Source organism: Caballeronia sp. LZ065 (assembly GCF_031450975.1).
Lineage (GTDB): Bacteria > Pseudomonadota > Gammaproteobacteria > Burkholderiales > Burkholderiaceae > Caballeronia.
On record NZ_JARUXV010000002.1, the window covers coordinates 366,992 to 387,433 of the forward strand.

The 20,442-nt window shown below is 65.0% G+C and carries 19 protein-coding genes; 15 read left to right on the top strand and 4 right to left on the bottom strand.

Annotated elements, in window-relative coordinates; all coding sequences use genetic code 11:
• Nucleotides 1-33 precede the first annotated feature (33 nt).
• From QCE63_RS15860 to QCE63_RS15870, 3 genes are all read right to left on the bottom strand, one after another.
• Nucleotides 34-1,359 (bottom strand): MFS transporter, encoded by a 1,326-nt coding sequence (locus tag QCE63_RS15860; protein WP_309834292.1) that lies wholly within the window; start codon nt 1,357-1,359, stop codon nt 34-36.
• 72 nt (nt 1,360-1,431) lie between these two features.
• Nucleotides 1,432-2,412: a 4-hydroxythreonine-4-phosphate dehydrogenase PdxA gene (locus QCE63_RS15865; RefSeq protein ID WP_309834294.1), complete on the bottom strand. Its 981-nt coding sequence runs from the start codon at nt 2,410-2,412 to the stop codon at nt 1,432-1,434.
• Between the two features lie 96 nt (nt 2,413-2,508).
• The gene (locus QCE63_RS15870) at nt 2,509-3,438 is read right to left on the bottom strand and encodes a LysR family transcriptional regulator (protein ID WP_309834295.1); all 930 of its coding nucleotides are present in this window, start codon (nt 3,436-3,438) and stop codon (nt 2,509-2,511) included.
• 166 nt (nt 3,439-3,604) lie between these two features.
• Here QCE63_RS15870 and QCE63_RS15875 point away from each other — a divergent pair, with 166 nt between their 5' ends.
• Together QCE63_RS15875 and QCE63_RS15880 are read left to right on the top strand one after the other, a co-directional pair.
• Nucleotides 3,605-4,669: a tartrate dehydrogenase gene (locus QCE63_RS15875; protein WP_404990129.1), complete on the top strand. Its 1,065-nt coding sequence runs from the start codon at nt 3,605-3,607 to the stop codon at nt 4,667-4,669.
• Nucleotides 4,670-4,697: 28 nt separating this feature from the next.
• The gene (locus QCE63_RS15880) at nt 4,698-5,492 is read left to right on the top strand and encodes an enoyl-CoA hydratase/isomerase family protein (protein WP_309834298.1); all 795 of its coding nucleotides are present in this window, start codon (nt 4,698-4,700) and stop codon (nt 5,490-5,492) included.
• Between the two features lie 12 nt (nt 5,493-5,504).
• On the opposite strand, the gene QCE63_RS15885 is transcribed toward QCE63_RS15880, so the two are convergent.
• Nucleotides 5,505-6,311 (bottom strand): FCD domain-containing protein, encoded by an 807-nt coding sequence (locus tag QCE63_RS15885; RefSeq protein ID WP_309834299.1) that lies wholly within the window; start codon nt 6,309-6,311, stop codon nt 5,505-5,507.
• A 146-nt stretch (nt 6,312-6,457) separates the two neighbouring features.
• Between QCE63_RS15885 and QCE63_RS15890 the strand changes: the two genes are divergently transcribed.
• From QCE63_RS15890 to QCE63_RS15950, 13 genes are all read left to right on the top strand, one after another.
• Entirely contained in the window at nt 6,458-7,342 is an 885-nt protein-coding gene (locus QCE63_RS15890) for an NAD(P)-dependent oxidoreductase (RefSeq protein ID WP_309834300.1), read from the top strand.
• Nucleotides 7,342-8,283 (top strand): amidohydrolase family protein, encoded by a 942-nt coding sequence (locus tag QCE63_RS15895; RefSeq protein ID WP_309835465.1) that lies wholly within the window; start codon nt 7,342-7,344, stop codon nt 8,281-8,283. Before QCE63_RS15890 ends, QCE63_RS15895 begins: the two co-directional genes overlap by 1 nt.
• Before the next feature lie 49 nt (nt 8,284-8,332).
• Nucleotides 8,333-9,634, top strand: a complete 1,302-nt coding sequence (locus tag QCE63_RS15900) for an MFS transporter (RefSeq protein ID WP_309834301.1) — start codon at nt 8,333-8,335, stop codon at nt 9,632-9,634.
• A gap of 40 nt (nt 9,635-9,674) precedes the next feature.
• Nucleotides 9,675-10,880 carry a CaiB/BaiF CoA-transferase family protein gene (locus QCE63_RS15905; RefSeq protein ID WP_309834303.1) on the top strand — a complete coding sequence of 402 codons (1,206 nt, stop codon included), beginning with the start codon at nt 9,675-9,677 and terminating at the stop codon, nt 10,878-10,880.
• Nucleotides 10,881-10,915: 35 nt separating this feature from the next.
• Complete coding sequence (locus QCE63_RS15910; protein WP_309834304.1) at nt 10,916-12,388, top strand: NAD-dependent succinate-semialdehyde dehydrogenase; 1,473 nt, start codon at nt 10,916-10,918, stop codon at nt 12,386-12,388.
• Nucleotides 12,385-13,299: a LysR substrate-binding domain-containing protein gene (locus QCE63_RS15915; protein WP_309834305.1), complete on the top strand. Its 915-nt coding sequence runs from the start codon at nt 12,385-12,387 to the stop codon at nt 13,297-13,299. The genes QCE63_RS15910 and QCE63_RS15915 overlap by 4 nt, the downstream gene beginning before the upstream one ends.
• A 197-nt stretch (nt 13,300-13,496) precedes the next feature.
• Nucleotides 13,497-14,429: an MBL fold metallo-hydrolase gene (locus QCE63_RS15920; RefSeq protein WP_309834306.1), complete on the top strand. Its 933-nt coding sequence runs from the start codon at nt 13,497-13,499 to the stop codon at nt 14,427-14,429.
• A 256-nt stretch (nt 14,430-14,685) separates the two neighbouring features.
• Complete coding sequence (locus QCE63_RS15925; protein WP_309834307.1) at nt 14,686-15,921, top strand: urea ABC transporter substrate-binding protein; 1,236 nt, start codon at nt 14,686-14,688, stop codon at nt 15,919-15,921.
• A 61-nt stretch (nt 15,922-15,982) separates the two neighbouring features.
• Nucleotides 15,983-16,852, top strand: a complete 870-nt coding sequence (locus QCE63_RS15930) for an ABC transporter permease subunit (protein WP_309834309.1) — start codon at nt 15,983-15,985, stop codon at nt 16,850-16,852.
• Nucleotides 16,853-16,861: 9 nt separating this feature from the next.
• A complete protein-coding gene (locus tag QCE63_RS15935) occupies nt 16,862-17,941 on the top strand; it encodes an ABC transporter permease subunit (protein WP_404990130.1) in 1,080 nt (359 codons plus the stop codon).
• On the top strand, nt 17,938-18,648 hold the full coding sequence (locus QCE63_RS15940) for an ABC transporter ATP-binding protein (RefSeq protein ID WP_309834311.1): 711 nt from the start codon (nt 17,938-17,940) through the stop codon (nt 18,646-18,648). Before QCE63_RS15935 ends, QCE63_RS15940 begins: the two co-directional genes overlap by 4 nt.
• On the top strand, nt 18,645-19,352 hold the full coding sequence (locus QCE63_RS15945; RefSeq protein WP_309834312.1) for an ABC transporter ATP-binding protein: 708 nt from the start codon (nt 18,645-18,647) through the stop codon (nt 19,350-19,352). The genes QCE63_RS15940 and QCE63_RS15945 overlap by 4 nt, the downstream gene beginning before the upstream one ends.
• Before the next feature lie 13 nt (nt 19,353-19,365).
• Nucleotides 19,366-20,352, top strand: coding sequence for an acetamidase/formamidase family protein (locus QCE63_RS15950; RefSeq protein WP_309834314.1), 987 nt, complete (start codon nt 19,366-19,368; stop codon nt 20,350-20,352).
• The last annotated feature ends 90 nt before the right edge of the window (nt 20,353-20,442 follow it).

Below are 20,442 nucleotides of genomic sequence, written 5' to 3' on the forward strand. Positions count from 1 at the left end.
ACCTGCGGACCTGTACGGGTGTTCGTGACGCCTTCAGCCTGACCGTCCGACCGCACCAGCCGCATCTCCGCCGTCCAGCCCGTGCCGCTCGGAGGCATCGTCGATCGTGCGGTCCGGGTGAATTTTGAGCGTCATCAACGCGCCCAGCAGCAGGAACAGCAGCGAGCCGACGAACGGCAGGCTCCAGTTGCCGGTGGCGTCGATCACCACGCCGAACACGACCGGCGAGATGATCGTCGCGAGCGCCGCGCCCGTGTTGAGCATGCCGCTCGCGGTGCCCGCGTGAAGCGGCGCGATGTCCATCGGCACGGCCCAGATCGGGCCCACCGTCAATTCGAGCATGAAGAACGCACCGGACAAACACGTGGTGGCCACCGTCAGGTCGCGGCTCAGCATGACCGGGATCATGAAGCCGAGCGCGCCGAGCAGGCTGAACGCAATCACACCCTGACGCGCCTTCCTGAGACTGCCGGTGCGCTTGAGCACGCGGTCGCTGAGGAAGCCGCCCGTCACGTCGCCCACCACGCCCGCGAGGAACACACCCGACGCAAAGATGGCCGACTCCTTCAGGTTGAGTCCATAGCCATGCAGGAAGAACAGCGGCACCCAGCTGAAGAACAGCGTGTTGCTCCACACCTGACAGAAGTACACGAAGATGGTCGGCGTCATGCGGCCAAAGATGCGTCGCCAGGGTGTCGCGGCGCGCGCCTGCGAAGGGTCGGCGGCGGGCGGCAGCAGCGCCAGTTCGGCTTCGTTGATGCGCCGGTGCGCGCGCGGATCGTCGCGGTAGTACCAGACCCACACGACAATCCAGATGGCCGTCAGCACGCCGACGATGACGAACGACAGACGCCATGAATACAGCGTGGCGAGCAGCGCGATGAGCGTCGGCGCGACGGCATTGCCGAGCCGCGACGACGAGTGCGTGATGCCCTGCACGAAGCCGCGGTCCTTCATCTGGAACCAGTTGGCGATGGCGCGGGCCTGCGCGGGCAACGCGGCGCCTTCGCCGATGCCGAGCAGCAGCCGCGCCGCGCACAGCGAGGCCAGCCCGCCGACCATGCCGGTGGCGATGGTCGCGACCACCCAGATCGCGCCGCAGACAAACAGCGTGCGGCGCGCGCCCATGCGGTCGGCGAGCCAGCCGCCGACGATCTGAAAGATCGCATACGTGTAGCCGAACGCCGAGAACGCGACGCCGAGCGTGGTGTTGGACAGTCCCAGCTCGGCCTTGATCGGCCCGGCGGCCGCGGCGAGATTCACGCGGTCGAGATACAGGATGAACGACATCGCGCAGAGCAGCGCGAGCACGACCTTCTGAACCTGCGTGCGCGGGGCGCGCAGCGATTGCGAATCCATGTCTCCTCCAGATGCGATGACCGTGTCGGCGCGAGCGTGCGCCGCCGGTCCTTTTATTCACATTTGCCTTGGTCAGGCGGCAGCTGCTTGCGTCGAGCGCGCCATGCGGCAGGCGAGATCGAACGCGCGCGCCATGGCGGTGCCGCTCGCGCGACCCTGGCCGACGATGTCGTATGCGGTGCCGTGCGCGGGCGTCGTCACCGGGATCGGCAGGCCGCCTTCCACGGTCACGCCCACTTCGAAGCCGAGCAGCTTGGTCGCGATCTGCCCCTGGTCGTGATACATCGTGACGATGCCGTCGAGTTCGCCGGCGCGGGCGCGCAGGAAGATGGTGTCGGCAGGATAGGGGCCGGTGGAGGCACAGCCGCGTTGAGCCGCGAGACGCATGCCCGGCTCGATGATGTCGGTCTCCTCGCTGCCGTAGTTGCCATGATCGCCGTTATGCGGATTGAGCCCGCACACGCCGATGCGCGGCTCCGCGACGCCCGCCGCGCGCAGCGCCGCCGCGAGCATGCCGATGGCGTCCGCCACTGCTTCCGGCGAAAGCCGCTCGGATACTTCGCGCAGCGGAATGTGCGAGGTCACGCGCGCGGTCCATAGCGGATCCAGCACGTTGAGCTCGCCGCACACGCCGCGATGATCCAGCAGCTTCGCGAACCAGCGCATCTCGTCTTCTTCCTGCATGCCGCCGGCGCGCAGCGCGCTCTTGTTGAGCGGGCCGAAGCACACGGCATCGGCATGACCTTCGGTGACCTGCTGCACGGCGAGCCGCAATGAATCGAGCATGAAGCGGCCGCTCGCCTCGCTGATGACGCCCGGCTCGAACACGGTGTCGCTGCCGGCCCATGCAGGTATCGCGAGCCAGTCGCTGGCCTGCGGAACCGGCACGTTCGCGGCGGCGGCGCCTCGGGCGAGGGCGTCGCGATTGCCGATCAGGGTGACGTGGGCATGCTGGCGCGTGGCGGGATCCGCCAGCAGACGCGCGATGATCTCCGCGCCGATACCGGCGGGGTCGCCGATGCTGAGCGCAATGCGTACGGAAGTGGAAGTCATGAAGCTCCGGCGATGACGGTGGGAACGCTCCGCTTCTTGCGAGCGGAAAGTCCTTACGTTAAGGACAAACACGCGCCCACGCCATCGCTCATTGGCTTATGCAGGTTTCGCCTTTTGCGAAACCGGCTGCGCCAGCAGGTCCAGCACGGCGAGCGTCGAGGACGACAGTTCGTCGGCGGGAATATGGCACAGCAGCATCTGGCGCACGGGCCACGCGCCTTCAATGGGCAGGATGCGGAAGCGCTTGCCGCTCGCCAGCACGCGCGCCACGCCCAGCGGCATCACGCCAATGCCGACGCCCGCCGCGACCATCGCCGTCATGCTGTCGAAGCTGCCGACGCGAATGCGCATGTGCAAGCTGCGGTCCATCTGGCTGGCGAGACGGCTGAGCGCAATCGAGATGGCCGAGCCCACCGTGAGGCCGATCACATCGCAGTCGAGCAGATCGGCGGCGCGTACTTCGGCGTGCACGGCGAGCGGGTGATCGGCGGTGGTCAGCACGACCAGCCGGTCTTCGCGATACGGGCGCGTGGGCAGATCGAGCCGCCCGAGCGAGGCTTCATAGATGCCGATATCGACCGTGCCGCGCGTGAGCGCCTGCATCACGCCGTGGCTGTTGGCTTCCTGCAAGTCGATGTCGATACCCGGATGCGCCGCGTGGCAGCGCTGCACGTCTTCAGCAAGGAACTGCAATACCGCCGAGGTACACGCCGCAATCTTCACGACGCCCCGCGCGCCTTGCCGGAACGCGGCGGCATCTTCATGCATGCGCTCGGCGGTGTGGATCATGCTGCGGGCGTGAGCCAGCAAGGCACGGCCCGCGTCGGTAAGGGTCATGCCGTGCGGACGGCGCTCGAACAGCGCCACGCCGAGCTGCGTCTCCATCTCGCTGATGCGCCGTGAAGCGGCAGCGGGCGCCAGCGCAAGGCGTTCGGCGGCCTTGGTGATCGCGCCCAGTTCCGCGGTGGCCTCGAACAGGCGCAGCGTTTTCAGGTCGAACTGGATGCGGTCGGAGCGGCGCGTCATGGCTTGCCTGATGAAAGTGACGTGGCGATTCTAGCGCGGGTGCAACCCGACGCCGCCAGCCGATTATTCACACTTCGTGCAGAATCACTTCACCGTTATGCGGTCGAAGCGTGCACGCGCGGCGACTAGAATGGCCACCATGGATCAGTCAAAGGAGACGAGCAGCATGAGCAAGTCCTATCGCATCGCCGTGATTCCGGGAGACGGCATCGGCGTGGAAGTGATGCCCGAAGCGCTGCGCGCGCTCGATGCCGTGAGCAAACGCTTCGGTATCGCGCTGGAATACGAGCATATCGAATGGGCCAGTTGCGATTATTACGAAGCCTACGGCCAGATGATGCCCGACGACTGGAAGGCACAACTGCAAGCCTGCGACGCCATCCTGTTCGGCGCGGTTGGCTGGCCCGCGAAGGTGCCGGATCACATCTCGCTGTGGGGTTCGCTGCTCAAGTTCCGCCGCGAGTTCGACCAGTACATCAACCTGCGGCCCGCACGCCTGTTCGAAGGCGTGCCGTCGCCGCTGGCGAAGCGCAAGGCCGGCGACATCGACTTCATGATCGTGCGGGAAAACACCGAGGGCGAGTATTCGTCGGTGGGCGGCGTGATGTATGAAGGCACCGAGCGCGAGTTCGTGTCGCAGACCTCCATCTTCACGCGCAAGGGCTCGGAACGCGTGCTGAAGTTCGCTTTCGATCTGGCGCAGAGCCGCGCGAAGAAGATCACCGTGGCCACCAAGAGCAACGGCATCTCGATCAGCATGCCGTGGTGGGACGCGCGCGCCGCCGAAGTGGCCGCGCAGTATCCGGACGTGACGTGGGACAAGCAGCACATCGACATCCTGTGCGCGCGCTTCGTGCTCAGCCCGGACCGCTTCGACGTGGTCGTTGCCACCAATCTGTTCGGGGACATTCTCTCGGACCTGGGTCCGGCGTGTACGGGGACCATCGGCATCGCGCCGTCGGCGAACATGAATCCGGAACGCGACTTCCCGTCGCTGTTCGAACCGGTTCATGGCTCGGCGCCGGATATCGCGGGCAAGGGCATCGCCAATCCGATCGCGATGATCTGGTCCGCCGCGATGATGCTCGAGTTCCTCGGCGAGCAACAGGCGCACGACGCGATCCTGGCCGCCATCACCGACGTGCTGAAGGACGGCCCGCATACCGGCGATCTTGGCGGCCAGGCCAGTACGAGCGAAGTGGGCGGCGCGGTGGTTGCGCGCCTCGGCTGAAGCGGATCATCGACAACGAGGACACGGCATGACTCAGACCGATGCAAGCAGCGACGGCGACGTCCGTCTCGTCATCGAGGGCGCGGCGGCGCACGTGGTGTTCGACCGCGTGGCCGCGCACAACGCGATGACCTGGCACATGTACGAGCAGCTCGAGGCGATCTGCGAACGTCTTGCCACGTCACGCGAGGTGCGCGTGGTGACGTTTCGCGGCGCGGGCGGCAAGGCTTTCGTCGCGGGCACCGACATCCGGCAATTCGGCGCGTTCAAAAGCGGCGAGGACGGCGTGAACTACGAGCATCGCATCGAGCGCATTCTCGGCGGCATCGATGCGTTGCCGATGCCGACGCTCGCCATCGTCGACGGCTGGTGCGTGGGCGGCGGGCTCGCGATTGCCGCGTGTTGCGACCTGCGCATCGCGACGCCCGGCGCGAAATTCGGCGTGCCCATTGCGCGTACCTTGGGCAACTGCCTGGCGATCGGCAATACGGCGCGGCTCGTTGCGGAGTTCGGCATCGGGCGGGCCAAGCGCATGCTCGTGCTCGGCGACATGCTGAACGTGGATGACGCGCTGTCCGCAGGCTTTGTCTTCGAATGCTGCGAGCCGGATCAGCTCGATGCGCGTGCAGCGGCGCATGTGGATCGACTGGCTCGCAACGCGCCGGTCACGATGCGCGTGACCAAGCAATCCATCTCGCGCATGCTCGCCGCTTTGCCGTTGCAAGGCGACGATCTGGTGCGCGAGTGCTACGGCAGCCGCGATTTTCATGAAGGCGTTGCGGCGTTCACGGAGAAGCGTCAGCCGGTCTGGACCGGCGAGTAACGCCCGCTGGATTCACCCCTTCGTGCCGCGCGCCGGCTTTTCGATCACCGTATCGAGCCGCGCGCGCGACAGCCTTTGCGCGGCCGCGCCGCGGTCGCCGCTCCAGAAACTGCGATCCACCTGCTGGATGCGTATGGCCGTGCGCTGCATGTGCGCGTGAGCCGCATGACGCGCGGCGTCGGGATCGCGCGCCTCGATGGCGGCCGCGATGGCTTCGTGTTCCGCGCGCACGTCGTTGGCGAGGTCGGCGCGGCGCGCTTCGTTGGTTCGCGTGATGCGAATGGCGTCCTGGAGCGCGTGCGTCAGCATCGACAGGAGTTCGGTGAAGTAGGGATTACCCGCCGCGCGAGAAATGGCCAGATGGAACTCGAGGTCGGCCTCGACGCCGTCGCCCCCTTCGGCCACCGCGCGGTCGATAGCCTTGAGCGCGCGCCGGATCACACTCATTTGCGCCACCGTGCGGCGTTCGGCGGCCAGCGCCGCCATCTCGGCCTCGATGCCGCGCCGCAACTCGATGATGCGCACCACACCCGCCGCCGGATTGACCTCGTCGCGCGCGAGGCGGAACACCTGCGCGGCCTTCGGATCGAGCACGATGGTGCCGCTGCCCTGGCGCGTGTCCACAAGACCTTCGGACTTGAGTCGCGAGATGGCCTCGCGGACCACCGTGCGGCTCACGCCGTACTGCTCGGTCATGAACTTCTCGGTGGGCAGGCGTGCGTTCACCGGGTAGTAGCCGCTGCGGATCTGATCCACCAGCAGCCGCGTCACACGGTCGGCGAGGGTAGGCTCGTCGTTGTTCATCCTGGCGTCTTGCATGATCAGAAGCGATGAGTTCGGGTCACCCGATCATAGCATCGCCGAGAAATTCGCTTGACAAATGTGTCGTATAAATTTGTACTATGACTTGAGCGATGCGAGTCAGCGGTCTCGCATCCATCGGCAAACATACACCAGGAGATGGCATGAAGCAGATTGGCGTGATCGGGGTGGGCATGATGGGACTTGGCATCGCGAGCAATATCCAGAAGCATGGCTATGCGTTGAGCGTGCTGGAGCATCCGGGCAACCAGCCGCTCGATGCGCTGTGCGCGGCGGGTGCGCGCACCACGGCTGATCCGAAGGAACTGGCCTCATCCGTGGACGTGCTGATCCTCTGCGTCACCGGCACGCCGCAGGTGGAAGACGTGTTGTTCAATCATGGCGTGCTGGAGGCGTTGCGTCCGGGGACGGTGGTCATCGACTGCTCGACGGCGATTCCCGAATCAACGGTGCGCATTGCGGCGGCAGTGCAGGACGCCGGCGCGCGCTTCCTCGATGCGCCCATGACGCGCACGCCGAAGGAAGCCGCCGAAGGCCGCATCAATCTGATCGTCGGCGGCGAGCGCGCGGTGTTCGACGAATGCCTGCCCGTGTTGCAGACGTTCGCGGAGAACATCGTGTATGCGGGCGAGGCGTCGTCCGGGCATCGGCTCAAGCTGCTGCATAACTTCGTCTCGCTGGGCTTTTCGGCCGTGCTGGCCGAAGCGGCCGCGTGTGCGAACCGCGCAGGCGTGGCCCCCGATGTGCTCATCAGCGTGCTGGCGGCGGGCGGCGGCGATGGCGTCGTGTTCAAGCGGCTGCGGCCGTTCATCGAATCGGCGGACAGTTCTGGCTTCCGCTTCTCGATGTCCAATGCGCTGAAGGACATGAGCTATTACGTCGCGATGACGGGTGAAGTCGGCGCGGCGCATACGGCGGCAAGCGCGGTGCGCGAGGTGTATCAACAGGCCGTGACCGAAGGCGGCGAACACACGCCGGTGCCGGAACTGATCGCGCTGCTGGCGGGCCACGTCGAGCAGGCCGCGTGATGCAGGCAGCGGACGCGCCGCGCAATGCATTGGGCTTCGATTTGCCGATCCTCGATGCGCACCATCATGTCTTCGATCTCAACGATGGCCACTATCCGTGGCTGACCGACGCGTACAACCCGGACTTCTTCCTGGGCGATTACCGCGCGATCTGCCGCGACTTCCTGCCCGCGGACTATCGCGCGGCGACGGCGGGCTTCGACGTGATCGGCACGGTGCACATGGAAGCCGAGCGCGCCCGCAGCGAGCAGACCCGCGAGACCGAGTTTCTGGCCCGGCTGAAGGCGCGTGAAGTCTTGCCGTGCGCGGCGGTCGCGCATGTGACCCTCACCCAGGACGATTGCGAAACGGTGCTCACGGCGCATGCGGCGCATGCGCTCGTGCGCGGCGTGCGTTCGAAGCCGGTGACGGCGCCGGATGCTTCATCGAGCGTGCGCGGCCAGCCCGGCACGATGCAGGACGACGCCTGGCTGCGCGGCCTCGCATTGCTCGAACGCTTCGACCTGTCGTGGGATCTGCGCGTGCCGTTCTGGCATCTGGAGGAAGCCGCTGAAGTGGTGCGCGGCATTCCCGGGACCACGGTCGTGCTGAATCATCTCGGCTTGCCGCTGGATCGTTCGGAGGCGGGTCTTGCGGTGTGGCGTCGCGGTATGCAAGCGCTCGCCGATTGCCCGAACGTTGTTCTTAAGGTTTCCGAACTCGGGCTGAAGGGCGGCGTATGGGACAGCGCCAGCAACCGGCGCGTGGTGCGCGAAGCCGTGGAGATGTTCGGCTATGAGCGCGCGATGTTCGCGAGCAACCTGCCCGTAGGCGGTCTGTCCGCCAGCTTCACGCAAATGATTGCCGATGTGACCGCCGCGCTGCCCGACGCCACTGACACGCAATTGCGCGCGCTGTTCGCGGACACTTGCCGGCGCGTGTATCGGGTCGAGGTGCCATGAAATAAGCCCATCCCAGCGCATGATCATAAAGAAAACCCAGGAGACAAACATGCAGGCAATCGATGAGAACCGGCTCTTCCGGAAGATATCCACGCGGATACTTCCGGTCCTGATGCTGGCGTTTTTCTTTTCCTATGTGAACCGCGTGAACGTGGGCTTTGCCAAGTTGCAGATGGCGAGCGACCTGCATTTCAGCGATGCGGTCTACGGTTTCGGCGCGGGCATTTTCTTCATCGGCTACTTCCTGCTGGAAGTGCCGAGCAACATCATCTTGCACAAGGTCGGCGCGCGCCGCTGGATCTCGCGCATCATGCTGACCTGGGGCCTGCTCTCGTGCGCGACGATCTTCGTCCGCACGCCGATGCAGTTCTATGTCATGCGCTTCTTGCTCGGTCTTGCTGAAGCGGGCTTCATTCCGGGCGCCATCTACTACATGAGCCAGTGGTATCCGGGCGCGCGGCGCAGCCGGGCGTGGGGCGTGTTCTATGTGGCGCTGGCGTCGTCGGGACTGTTCGGCAGTCTCGTGTCCGGCGCAATCCTGCATTACATGAGCGACCTCGGCGGCCTGCGCGGCTGGCAATGGCTGATTCTCTGCGAAGGCATTCCCACTGTGTTGCTCGGCGTTTATATCTGGTTCCGCATGAACGACAGCATCGCGAGCGCAACCTGGCTTTCCGACGATGAGAAGCGGCATCTGCAAACCGTGCTCGCGAGCGAGAACCGTCACAAGCTGGAGACGGGCTTCGGCGCGCTGCTGGCAAGCGGCCGCATGTGGGCGCTGATCGCCATCTACTTCGGCTTCACGATGGGTCTCTACGCCATCAGCTTCTGGATGCCGACGCTCGTGCAGCGCATGGGCGTGAAGGATGCGCTGAGCATCGGGCTGCTGACGGCGATTCCGAGCGCCTGCGCAATCGTCGCAATGGTGCTGATGGGCCTCAGTTCGAGCCGCCGCAACGACCTGCGCTGGCACCTGACCATCGCCTATGTCACGGCTGCGGTGGGCTTCGCGCTGTGCGTCGTGTGGCAGCGTCAGCCGGCGCTCGGTGTGTTCGCACTGTGCGTCGCGAACATGGGCGTGTACTCGATTCCCGCGCTATTCTGGGGCTTGCCCACCGCGTTGCTGACCGGCGTGACGGCGGCCGCAGGCATCGCGCTCATCAATGCGATCGCGAATCTGGCGGGCTTCGTCGCGCCTTATCTCATCGGCTATCTGAACACGGTGACGGGCCGCACCGACGTGGCGCTGATCGTCGTCGGCGCGTGTCTTGCGTTCGGCGCGGCGCTGGTGCTGATCGTCACGCGCGAACGCCGGCTTGCCGCCGGCGGCGTGGACCGGCGCGCGGCCTGATGCAAACGAGTCAAACGAATCGACCTGAAAGGAGAAAGACATGGCAGGACCTTTGAGCGGCATGCGCGTGATCGAACTGGCGCACATCATGTCGGGACCGGTGTGCGGCATGATGCTCGCCGACATGGGCGCGGAAGTCATCAAGGTGGAGAAGATTCCGCATGGCGACGACTCGCGGCGCTTCTCGCCGATGCTCGACAACGGCGAATCCGCATCGTTCATGATCGTGAACCGCAACAAGCGCGGCATCGGCCTCAATCTCAAGACCGAAGGCGCGCGCGATGTGCTGCGCAAGCTGCTGGAGAGCGCGGATGTCGTGACGGAGAACTACCGCGAAGGCACGATGGAGAAGTTCGGTCTCGGCTACGACACGCTGAAGCAGATCAATCCGGGCCTCATCTATTGCTGCATCTCGGGCTTCGGACGCACCGGTCCGTGGGCGAGCAAGGGCGGCTTCGACCTGATCGCGCAGGGCATGAGCGGCATGATGAGCCTCACCGGCGAGGAAGGCCGGCCGCCGGTCAAGGCGGGCTCGCCGGTCGCGGACATCAACGCGGGCATCCTCGCGGCGCTCGGCATCTCGGCGGCCTACACGCACAAGCTGAAGACGGGCGAAGGGCAGATCGTCGATACGTCGCTGTTCGAAGCGGCGTTGCAGCAGATGTACTGGCCCGCCGCGAGCTGGTTCGCGCAAGGCACGTTGCCGAAGAAGATGGGCTCGGCCAACACGACGAGCGCGCCGTATCAGGTGTTCGCGTCGAAGGACGGGTGGATCAACATCGGCGCGGCGAACCAGAGCAATTACGAGCGTCTGCTGTCGGTGCTCGACATGCCGCAGCTCGCCGCCGACCCGCGCTTCGCCGACAACGCCGGGCGCATGGCCAATCGCGACGAACTCGTCCGCCTGTTGACGGAGCGCCTGATGACGCGCACCACCGACGATTGGATTCGCGCGTTCGATGAAGTGGGCCTGCCCGCCGGTCCCGTGCTCGATGTCTCGCAGGCGCTGGAACATCCGCAGGCGCAGGCGCGCGGCATGGTGGTGGAGTCGCACCATCCGCTCGCGGGCGACGTGAAGGGCATTGGCCTGCCGATCCGCTTCTCGAACGGCAATGCATCGCAATCGGGACTGGCAGCGCCTTTGCTCGGCCAGCACACGCGCGAAGTGCTGCGCGAGATCGGCTATGCCGATGCACAGATCGACGCGATGCACGAATCCGGCACCGTGTTCGCGCGGGCCGAATGAAGCGGGATCGTCTCACTGACCTCAAGGACCATTGCATGTTTCTCGAACTGACGCGACCGGAGCTCGTGCGCACGGGCAATCTGATCGACGGTAAATGGAGCGGGGCGGCCGAAGGCGGACGCTATCCGGTCATCAATCCCGCCAATGGCGAGCGCTTTGCAGAAGTCCCCGACAGCAGCGCCGCCGATGCACGCGCCGCCACCGATGCCGCCGCCCGCGCCTTGCCCGCCTGGCGCGCGATGTTGCCGCGCGAGCGTGGGGCCATCCTGCGCCGCTGGCATGGGCTGATCCTCGCGAACCTGGAAGACCTCGCGCGCATCATGTCCACCGAGCAGGGCAAGCCGCTGGCGGAGGCGCGTGGCGAAGTCCGTTACGGCGCGTCGTATGTCGAATGGTTCGCGGAGGAAGGCCCGCGCGTCTACGGCGATCTCATTCCGCAGCAGCAGCGCGGCAAGCGCATGAGCGCGGTGAAGGAGCCTATCGGCATCGTCGCGGCGATCACGCCGTGGAACTTCCCGCTCGCGATGATCGCCCGCAAGATCGCGCCTGCACTTGCAGTGGGCTGCACGGTGGTGGCGAAGCCCGCCGAGGACACGCCGCTCACCGCATTGGCGCTCGCGCAACTGGCCCTCGAAGCCGGCGTGCCCGATGGCGTGCTCAACATGATCGCGGCCTCGCGCGAACACGGCGTCACGGCGGTGGCCGACTGGCTCGCCGATGCACGCGTGCGCAAGATCACCTTCACCGGCTCGACGGCGGTGGGCAAGCATCTCGCGCGGGCGTCGGCGGATACGTTGAAGAAGCTGTCGCTCGAACTCGGCGGCAACGCGCCCTTCATCGTGTTCGATGATGCCGATCTCGATGCCGCCATCGAAGGACTCATGGCTTCGAAGTTCCGCAATGGCGGCCAGACGTGCGTGTGTCCGAACCGCGTGTATGTGCAGGCCGGCGTCTACGAAGCGTTCGCGCGCAAGCTGGGCGAGCGCGTGGCGGCGTTGAAGGTCGGGCCCGCTACCGACGACGCCGCGCAGATCGGCCCGATGATCAACGCGCGCGCCGTCGAGAAGATCGCGCGGCACGTGGACGACGCGCTCTCGCACGGCGCACGGGTGCTGACCGGCGGCCGCAAGCTCGACGCGCTCGGCCCGAACTACTACGCGCCGACCGTGTTGCTCGATGCCCGCGACGGCATGGCGGTGTGCTGCGAGGAGACCTTCGGGCCGGTCGTGCCGCTGTTCCGCTTCGAGCGCGAAGAAGACGTGATCCGCACGGCAAACGACACGCCTTACGGCCTCGCCGCCTACTTCTACACGCGCGATGCACGGCGCATTCATCGCGTGGCCGGGCAACTGGAAGCGGGCGTCGTCGGTGCGAACGAAGGCGCGGTGTCGAGCGAGGCGGCGCCCTTCGGCGGCGTGAAGGAATCGGGCTATGGCCGCGAAGGCTCGCGCTATGGGCTGGACGACTATCTCTCCGTGAAGTACGTGTGCGAGGGCGGGCTCGATTGAACCGTCATGTCGATCTGAACGATCTGCGGGTCTTCCATGTCGTCGCGCAGAAGGCGAGCTTTGCCGCGGCGGCGGATTTTTTGTCGGTGTCGCCTGCGTATGTCAGCAAGCGCATCCAGTTGCTCGAAAGCGCGCTGGATGCGACCTTGCTGTTCCGTTCGACACGCCGCGTCGCGATGACCGAAGCAGGCGAGCGTCTCTACCGGCGCGCGCAGCAATTGCTCGACGATGCGGATCAACTGATCGACGACGTCTGCGGCGTCAAGCACGCGCCGCGCGGCATGCTGCGCATTTCGAGCAGCTTCGGCTTTGGACGGCGCGTGGTCGCGCCGGTGCTGGCGCGCTTCATCGAAAGCCATCCGCAACTGAACGTGCGGCTCGACTTGTTCGACCGCATCGTTGATGTTGCGGCCGAAGGCTATGACCTGGACATCCGCGTGGGCAACGACATCGCGCCGCACCTGATCGCGCGGCGTCTCGCGATGAATCACCGCATTCTGTGCGCGTCACCGGACTATCTGCGCGCCCGTGGCGCACCGGACAGCATCGAGGCATTGCAGACGCACGAATGCCTGTGCATCAAGGAGCGCGATCATCCGTTCGGCGTGTGGCGCTTCGCCGTGAACGGCGCGGACGTGCGCGTGAAGGTCAGCGGCGCGCTTGCATCGAACGATGGCGAAGCTGCCGTGCAATGGGCGCTGGCGGGTCGCGGCATCATGCTGCGCTCGATCTGGAACGTCCGTTCGTACCTCGACGACGGCCGGCTCATCCAGGTGCTGCCCGAGGTCACGCAGCCCGCCGATATCTTCGCCGTGTATCCGGCGCGGCTCGCGACGTCGGCGCGCGTGAAGGCGTGCGTCGAGTTCCTGGAGTCGGAGTTCGAGCGCGGCGCGTGGTCGCCGCGCGGGTGATGCACGCAGCATTTCTTCAGGCTTTTCGCTTTCGTCGATTGTTGCGCTCGCAACAACATCACGGTCCCCTCCGCGACGCTACTGGCGTCCGCCTCTCCTGACTACACTTCGTCGCACAGCTGACCGGCACGCAAGCGCAGCGTGCCAACTTAGTCGCCCTGTGCGGCCATTCCCCATCGATAGAAGGAGTAGCGAACATGAGCCAGACCACCCGCAATGTGCAGCCGGTCATCACGAGTCCGGGCAAGCAGGCGTCGGGAGAACTCGTGCCGTCGCGTTACGCGGTGCGTATCGGCGACGTGGATGTCGTGCTCATCAGCGACGGCGTCCTGCCGCTGCCGACGTCCACCATGTCCACCAACGTGAGCGAGGCGGATCGCAACGCCTGGTTCGACAGCCGCTTCCTGCAGCGCGACCGCTTCGACTGGGCGCTGAACATCGCACTCGTGCGCAGCGGCGAGCAACTGATCCTGATCGATTCGGGCGTGGGCGACGGCTTCGAATACTTCACGCGCGCCGGGCAGTCCGTGATGCGCCTCGAATCCGCCGGCATCGATCTGAAAGCGCTGACCGACATCGTGATTACGCACATGCACATGGATCACGTCGGCGGCCTGAACGTCGATGGCATCAAGGGCAAGCTGCGTCCCGACGTGCGCATTCACGTCGCGTCTGAGGAGGTCGAGTTCTGGAAGAACCCCGACTTCAGCAAGACGGTGATGCCGGAAACGGTGCCGCCCGCGCTGCGCGAAGCCGCAGCGAAATTCGTGAAACTCTACAGCGAAAATCTGGTTCGCTTCGATCAAACTGCCAATGTGGCGCCGGGCGTCTCGGCACGCGTGACGGGCGGACATACGCCGGGTCATTGCGTCGTGGATATCGCATCGAACGGCGAGAAACTGACCTTCGTCGGCGATGCGATCTTCGAGGTCAACTTCGATCATCCGCATTGGCAGAATGGCTTCGAGCACGACCCGGAAAAGGCCGCGGAGGTGCGTATCGCGCTGCTCGACGAAGCCGCGCAAACCGGCGCCCTGCTTGCCGCTGCACATGTCGCCTTCCCGTCGATCGGTCACGTTGCGAAGCACAAGGAAGGCTTCCGCTTCGTGCCGGTGCTGTGGGATTACTAACCCGCGTCAGTGCGGATTGCGCGCGCTGCTTCGGCTCATGCAAGCCTGTCGCATCCGTAACCTCGCGCATTTTGATTTTTGATTGCGGTTGACAAGCAAAAATTCAGCGCCTTAGACTTGGGCTCATCCTCGCGGCCCGACAAAGATGTCCGCCCGGGGACCCGGCACAGAAGCCCCCTGACGAACCGACCGTTCGTCAGGGGGCTTTTTTTTGTCCGAATTTCCCTGTTCAAGCGCCTACTTCTGGAGAACCCGCATGTTGCTGAAGCCGTCGGGCTGGATGCGTCTCGCCCTTACCGCAGGACTCGCACTGACCTCGCTCGCATCGAGCGCCGCCGATCCCGTCAAGATCGGCTTGCTGGAAGACGCTTCGGGAAACTTCGCATTGGCTACCATCCCGAAGATCCACGCCACCCAACTCGCCGTTGAAGAGATCAACGCGAAGGGCGGCATACTGGGACGTCCGGTGACGCTGATCGCCTACGACACGCAGTCGGACAACACCAAGTTCCAGGAACTCGCCCGGCGCCTCGTGCAGACGGACAAGCCCGATGTGATTTTCGGCGCGTTCTCCAGCGCGTCGCGCGAGGCCATCCGTCCGATCATGGACCGCGCGCATCAGCTCTATTGGTACGACAACCAGTATGAAGGCGGCGTGTGCGACACCAATACCTTCGTGACCGGCGCGGTGCCCGAGCAGCAGTTCTCCACGCTCATTCCATGGATGATGCAGAAGTACGGCAAGAAGGTGTACACCATTGCCGCCGACTATAACTTCGGGCAGATCTCGGCGGAATGGGTGCGCAACATCGTGAAGGAGAATGGCGGCACGATGGTGGGCGAGGAATTCATCCCGCTGTCCGTGTCGCAGTTCGGCCAGACGATCCAGAACATCCAGAAGGCCAAGCCGGATTTCGTGGTCACGCTGCTGGTCGGCGCGAACCAGGCGTCGTATTACGAGCAGCAGGCGTCGGCGCATCTGAACCTGCCGATGGCCAGTTCGGTCAATGTCGGCCAGGCCTACGAGCACAAACGCTTCAAACCGCCGGCGCTGAAGGACATGTATGTGACGGCGAACTATGTCGAGGAAGTGGATTCGCCGGCAAGCAATGACTTCAAGAAACGCTTCCACGCCAAGTTCCCGAACGAGCCGTACATCAACCAGGAAGCGGCCAACGCCTACGACGCCATCTATCTCTACAAGGCCGCCGTCGAAAAGGCCAAGACGACGAACCAGGATGCGGTGCGCCATGCGCTTGAAAGCGGCGACATCTGCACGACGGGCGCGCAAGGCAAGGTCTGCATCGACCCGAAGAGCCATCACGCGAGCCATACCATCTATCTGGTGCATGTGAAGGAAGACCATAGCGTCGAGATTCCGAAGGTATGGGACGACGTGCAGCCGTACTGGCTTGGCAAGGTCGGCTGCGATCTGCCGAACAAGCCGGATCATCGCCAGTACACGCCGTCGAACCTGCCCAAGAAGTCCTGATCCGAAGCTGGCGCGCGCTGCCTTGAGGCCGCGCGCGCGTCTTCCTGAACGTGGAGCATGCATGGCCACTCTTACCACGCTGTATTCGCTCGTCTACCAGTTCGGCGACAACTTCGCCTATCTGGTGCTCGCGGCGCTCGGTCTCGCAGTGATCTTCGGCATGATGGGCGTGATCAATCTCGCGCACGGCGAGTTCATCATGTGCGGCGCCTATGTCACCATCATCGCGGCGAAGCGCGGCCTGCCGCTGCCGCTCGCGATGCTGCTCGGCGCGCTGGCGGCGGCCCTGGCCGGCGTGATCGTCGAACGGCTCGTGATCCGTCATCTCTACGACCGCCTGTTCGATTCCGTCGTCGCCACCTGGGCCATCAGCCTCATCGTGCAGCAAACCATGCTGCTGGTCGCGGGGCCGTCGATGGAAGGCATCGCGACGCCGTTCGGTTCCTTCTCGCTCGGCGAATATTCGTTCTCGACCTATCGCGCCGTGCTGCCGCTCATCGCCCTCGCGATTCTCTTCGGACTCTATCTGCTGTTCTTCAAGACCAACTACGGCGTGTGCGCCCGCGCGACCATCCAGAACGCGAGCATCGCGCAATGCCTCGGCCTGCGCACGGACCGGCTCTATACGTTGACCTTCGCGCTCGGCGCCGGGCTCGCGGGCCTCACGGGCGCGCTGTATGCCCCGACCATGACGGCGGTACCTACCATGGGCAGCAACTTCATCGTGCAGGCCTTCGTCTCGGTGGTCGTGGGCGGCGCGAACGTGATCGCCGGAACGACGCCGGCCGCCGGCGTCCTCGCCATCATCCAGACGGCGCTCACGGCTTCGTATGGGCAATTGTTCGGGCAGATCGGGCTGTTGCTGACGGTGATCGTGGTGATCCGGTTGATGCCGCAAGGCCTCGGCAATCTCTTTACCCGCCTGCGCTAGGAGGCCTGCATGAAGCAAACCGGAATGGCTTCCATCGGTGCGCCTGGCGCCTGCGCACGGACCTTGCGCGTGCTTCCGTGGCTCGTTGCGCTGTGCCTGCCGCTCGTTGTCGATGCAACTACCAGCGGCAATCTCGCGTATTGCCTGCTGTGGGCCTTCAGTGCGATGGGACTGGCCGCGATGTGGGGTTACGGCGGCATCCTGTCGTTCGGGCAGACCGCGTTCTTCGGGCTGTCGGGGTATAGCTACGGCATCTTCACGCTGAACTATGGCGACTACTGGTTTCAGTCATGGCTAGGTCTCGGCGCGGGCCTTCTGGTCAGCGTGCTGGCGGCCGCGCTGATCGGCTACATGATCTTCTATGGCCGCATCAAGGGCGTGTTCATCGGCATCGTCACGCTGTCGGTAACGCTGGTCCTCGAAACCTTCATGGCGCAGACGGCGGGGCCGCAATGGGCGATCGGCGAGGCGCGGCTCAACGGTTATAACGGCATGGGCGGCATGACGCCGCTGACCATACCCTGGCCGGGCGGCCCGCTGACGCTGGAAAACGCCAGCTTCTATTACCTCGTGCTGATCCTGCTGATCGTGGTGTATGCCGTCATGCGCAAGCTGCTCGACGGCCCGTTCGGCCTCACGCTCATTGCCATCCGCGAGAACCCGCAGCGCGCGGAGATGCTGGGCGTCGACATCCGCCGTCACCAATGGCTCGTGTTCGTGCTCGGCTGCACGCTGGGCGGCCTGTCGGGCGCGCTCTACACGATCTGGGGCTCCTACATCACCCCGTCGACGATGGGCCTCACCGCCGCCGCCATGCCGGTGATCTGGGTCGCCACGTCGGGACGCAAGACCATCGGCGGCACGATTCTCGGCACCGCGCTGCTGGTGTGGCTCTCGCAGAATCTCGCCGTGTACGGCAGCCAGTACGCGCTGATCCTGCTCGGGGCGATCCTGCTGATCGTCGTGCTGGCCGCGCCCGAAGGCCTGCTGCCCTTCGTCACGCGGCAACTCGGACGGCTCGCCGGCCGCGCGGGCGGCGGCGCGCGCCACGGCGGCCCCTGTCTCAAGCGCGAGGAGGGCAAGTCATGACCACGCTGCTGGAAACGCGCGGACTCAAGAAGCACTTCGGCGGCGCGCACGTCATCAATGGCATCGACTTCAGCATCGACGCGGGCGAGATCCGCTGCGTGATCGGGCCGAACGGCGCGGGCAAGAGCACTTTCTTCAAGCTCATCACGGGAGAGCATCGGCCGTCAGAGGGGAGCGTGATGTTTCTCGGCGAAGACATGAGCCATGTGCTGCCGCACGAGCGCATCCGCCTCGGCATGAGCATCAAGTTTCAGATACCCGGCGTGTTTCCCGATCTCAGCGTGCGCCAGCATCTGCAACTGTCGCTGCATCGCGCCCGCGACGACCGGCCCGAAAGCCTCGACGACCTGCTCCAGCGCTTCATGCTGGAGCACGAGGAACACGTGCTCGCGCGCAATCTGTCGCACGGTAAGAAACAGTGGCTCGAAATCGCCATGGCTGTGTCGCTGCGGCCGAAGCTGCTGTTCCTCGATGAACCCGTGGCCGGGATGTCGGTGGAGGAAACCCATGCAACGGGTGAGCTCATCAAGCGGCTGTCGGCGGCCGGGCTCACCATGATGGTGGTCGAGCACGACATGACCTTCGTCAAGCAGATCGCGTCGCGCGTCACGGTGCTGCACGGCGGCAGCGTGCTGGCGGACGGCCCGCTCGACGAGATCCTCGCGCGCGACGATGTCGCCGAAGTGTATCTGGGGAAAAAGAAATGAGCGCGTTGCTCGAAGTGTCGGGCGTGGAAGCGGGATATGGCGGCGGACGCGTGCTCAACGGCGTGTCTTTCAGCATCGGGCGGGGCGAGGTGCTGGCGCTGATCGGCCGCAACGGCGTCGGCAAGACGACGCTGATGCGTGCGCTCATCGGGCTGGTCCGGCTCGACGGCGGGGAGATCACCCTCGACGGCACGGCAATCGGGCACGAGAAGCCCTACGTGAGGGCGCAGCAAGGCATGGGCTACGTGCCGCAGGGCCGCGAGATCTTCGGCGCGCTGACGGTGGCGGAAAACCTTCAGGTCGGCGCGCAAGCGAACCGGGCGAAGGCCGCGCAGATGCGCGAGAAGGTGGTCGGCTATTTTCCGATCCTGAAGAAGCGCTACGCGCAGAAGGCAGGCACCATGAGCGGCGGCGAACAGCAACAGCTCGCCATTGCCCGGGCGCTCATCAGCGCGCCGAAGGTGCTGTTACTCGACGAGCCGTCGGAGGGCATCCAGCCTTCCATCGTGGATCTGATCGGCGAGACCTTGCAGCAGATCGCGCGTGAAACCGGCATCGGCGTGGTACTGGTCGAGCAGGACATGGGCATGGTCGAGCGCATCGCGACACGCTGCTGCGTGATGGACAAGGGCCGTATCGTCGAGACATTGAGTCCCGCGCAACTCGGGGACGAGCAACTCATTCGCCAGTATCTGGCACTGTGACGGAGAGCGAGACATGAAATGGCTTGAGGACTCGATCATGATGAAGCGCGGCGCAGGCGCGGGCCGCGAACCGGTGGAGCATCATCTCACCGAGCAGATGCAGAAGACTTTTCACTACACCATCGGTCCGTACTCGGAGCCGGTGCTGCACGTGAAACCGGGCGACCGCATCGTGGTGGAAACGCGCGACGCCTTCGAAGGCAAGATCAAGGAGGAAACGGACAAGCCGTCGCAGGTGCTGCAAGTGCCGTTTCTCAATCCGCAGAACGGGCCGATCATGATCGAAGGCGCGGAGAAGGGCGACGTGGTTGCGGTGTACATCGAGAAGATGGCGCCGCGCGGCCCGGACCCGCATGGCTTCTGCTGCATGATTCCGAACTTCGGCGGCCTGACGGGCACCGACTACACCGCGCTGCTCAACGAGCCCTTGCCGGAAGTGGTGCGCAAGATCAAGATCGACGAGGAGAACGTGTACTGGAGCAAGCGCAACACCTTGCCGTACAAGCCGCATATCGGCACGCTGAGTCTTTCTCCGGAAATCGATTCGATCAACTCGCTCACCCCTGATAATCACGGCGGCAACATGGACGTGCCGGACATGGGACCAGGCAGTATCACCTATCTGCCGGTGCGCTCGCCGGGCGGACGTTTGTTCATCGGCGACGCGCATGCCTGTCAGGGCGATGGCGAAGTGTGCGGCACCGCCGTCGAGTATCAGAGCACGACCACCGTGCGCGTGGACCTCATCAAGGGCTGGCGGATCGACTGGCCGCGGCTCGAAAACGAAGACGCGCTGATGAGCATCGGCAGCGCGCGGCCGCTGGAGGATGCCACGCGCATTGCCTATCGCGAACTCGTGCTGTGGATGGCCGCGGACTACGGCTTCGACAAGTGGGATGCGTACATGATGCTCAGTCAGGTCGGCCGCGTGCGCCTGGGCAATTTTGTCGATCCAAAATACACGGTTGGCGCGATGGTCGCGAAGCACTATCTGAAGTAGCGCATCATTCAGTCGGAAGAAACGACACCAGACGGCACCAGACGACCCAGGCGCGAGGCCACGGCTTCGCGCAAACAAGAGAGCGTGTCA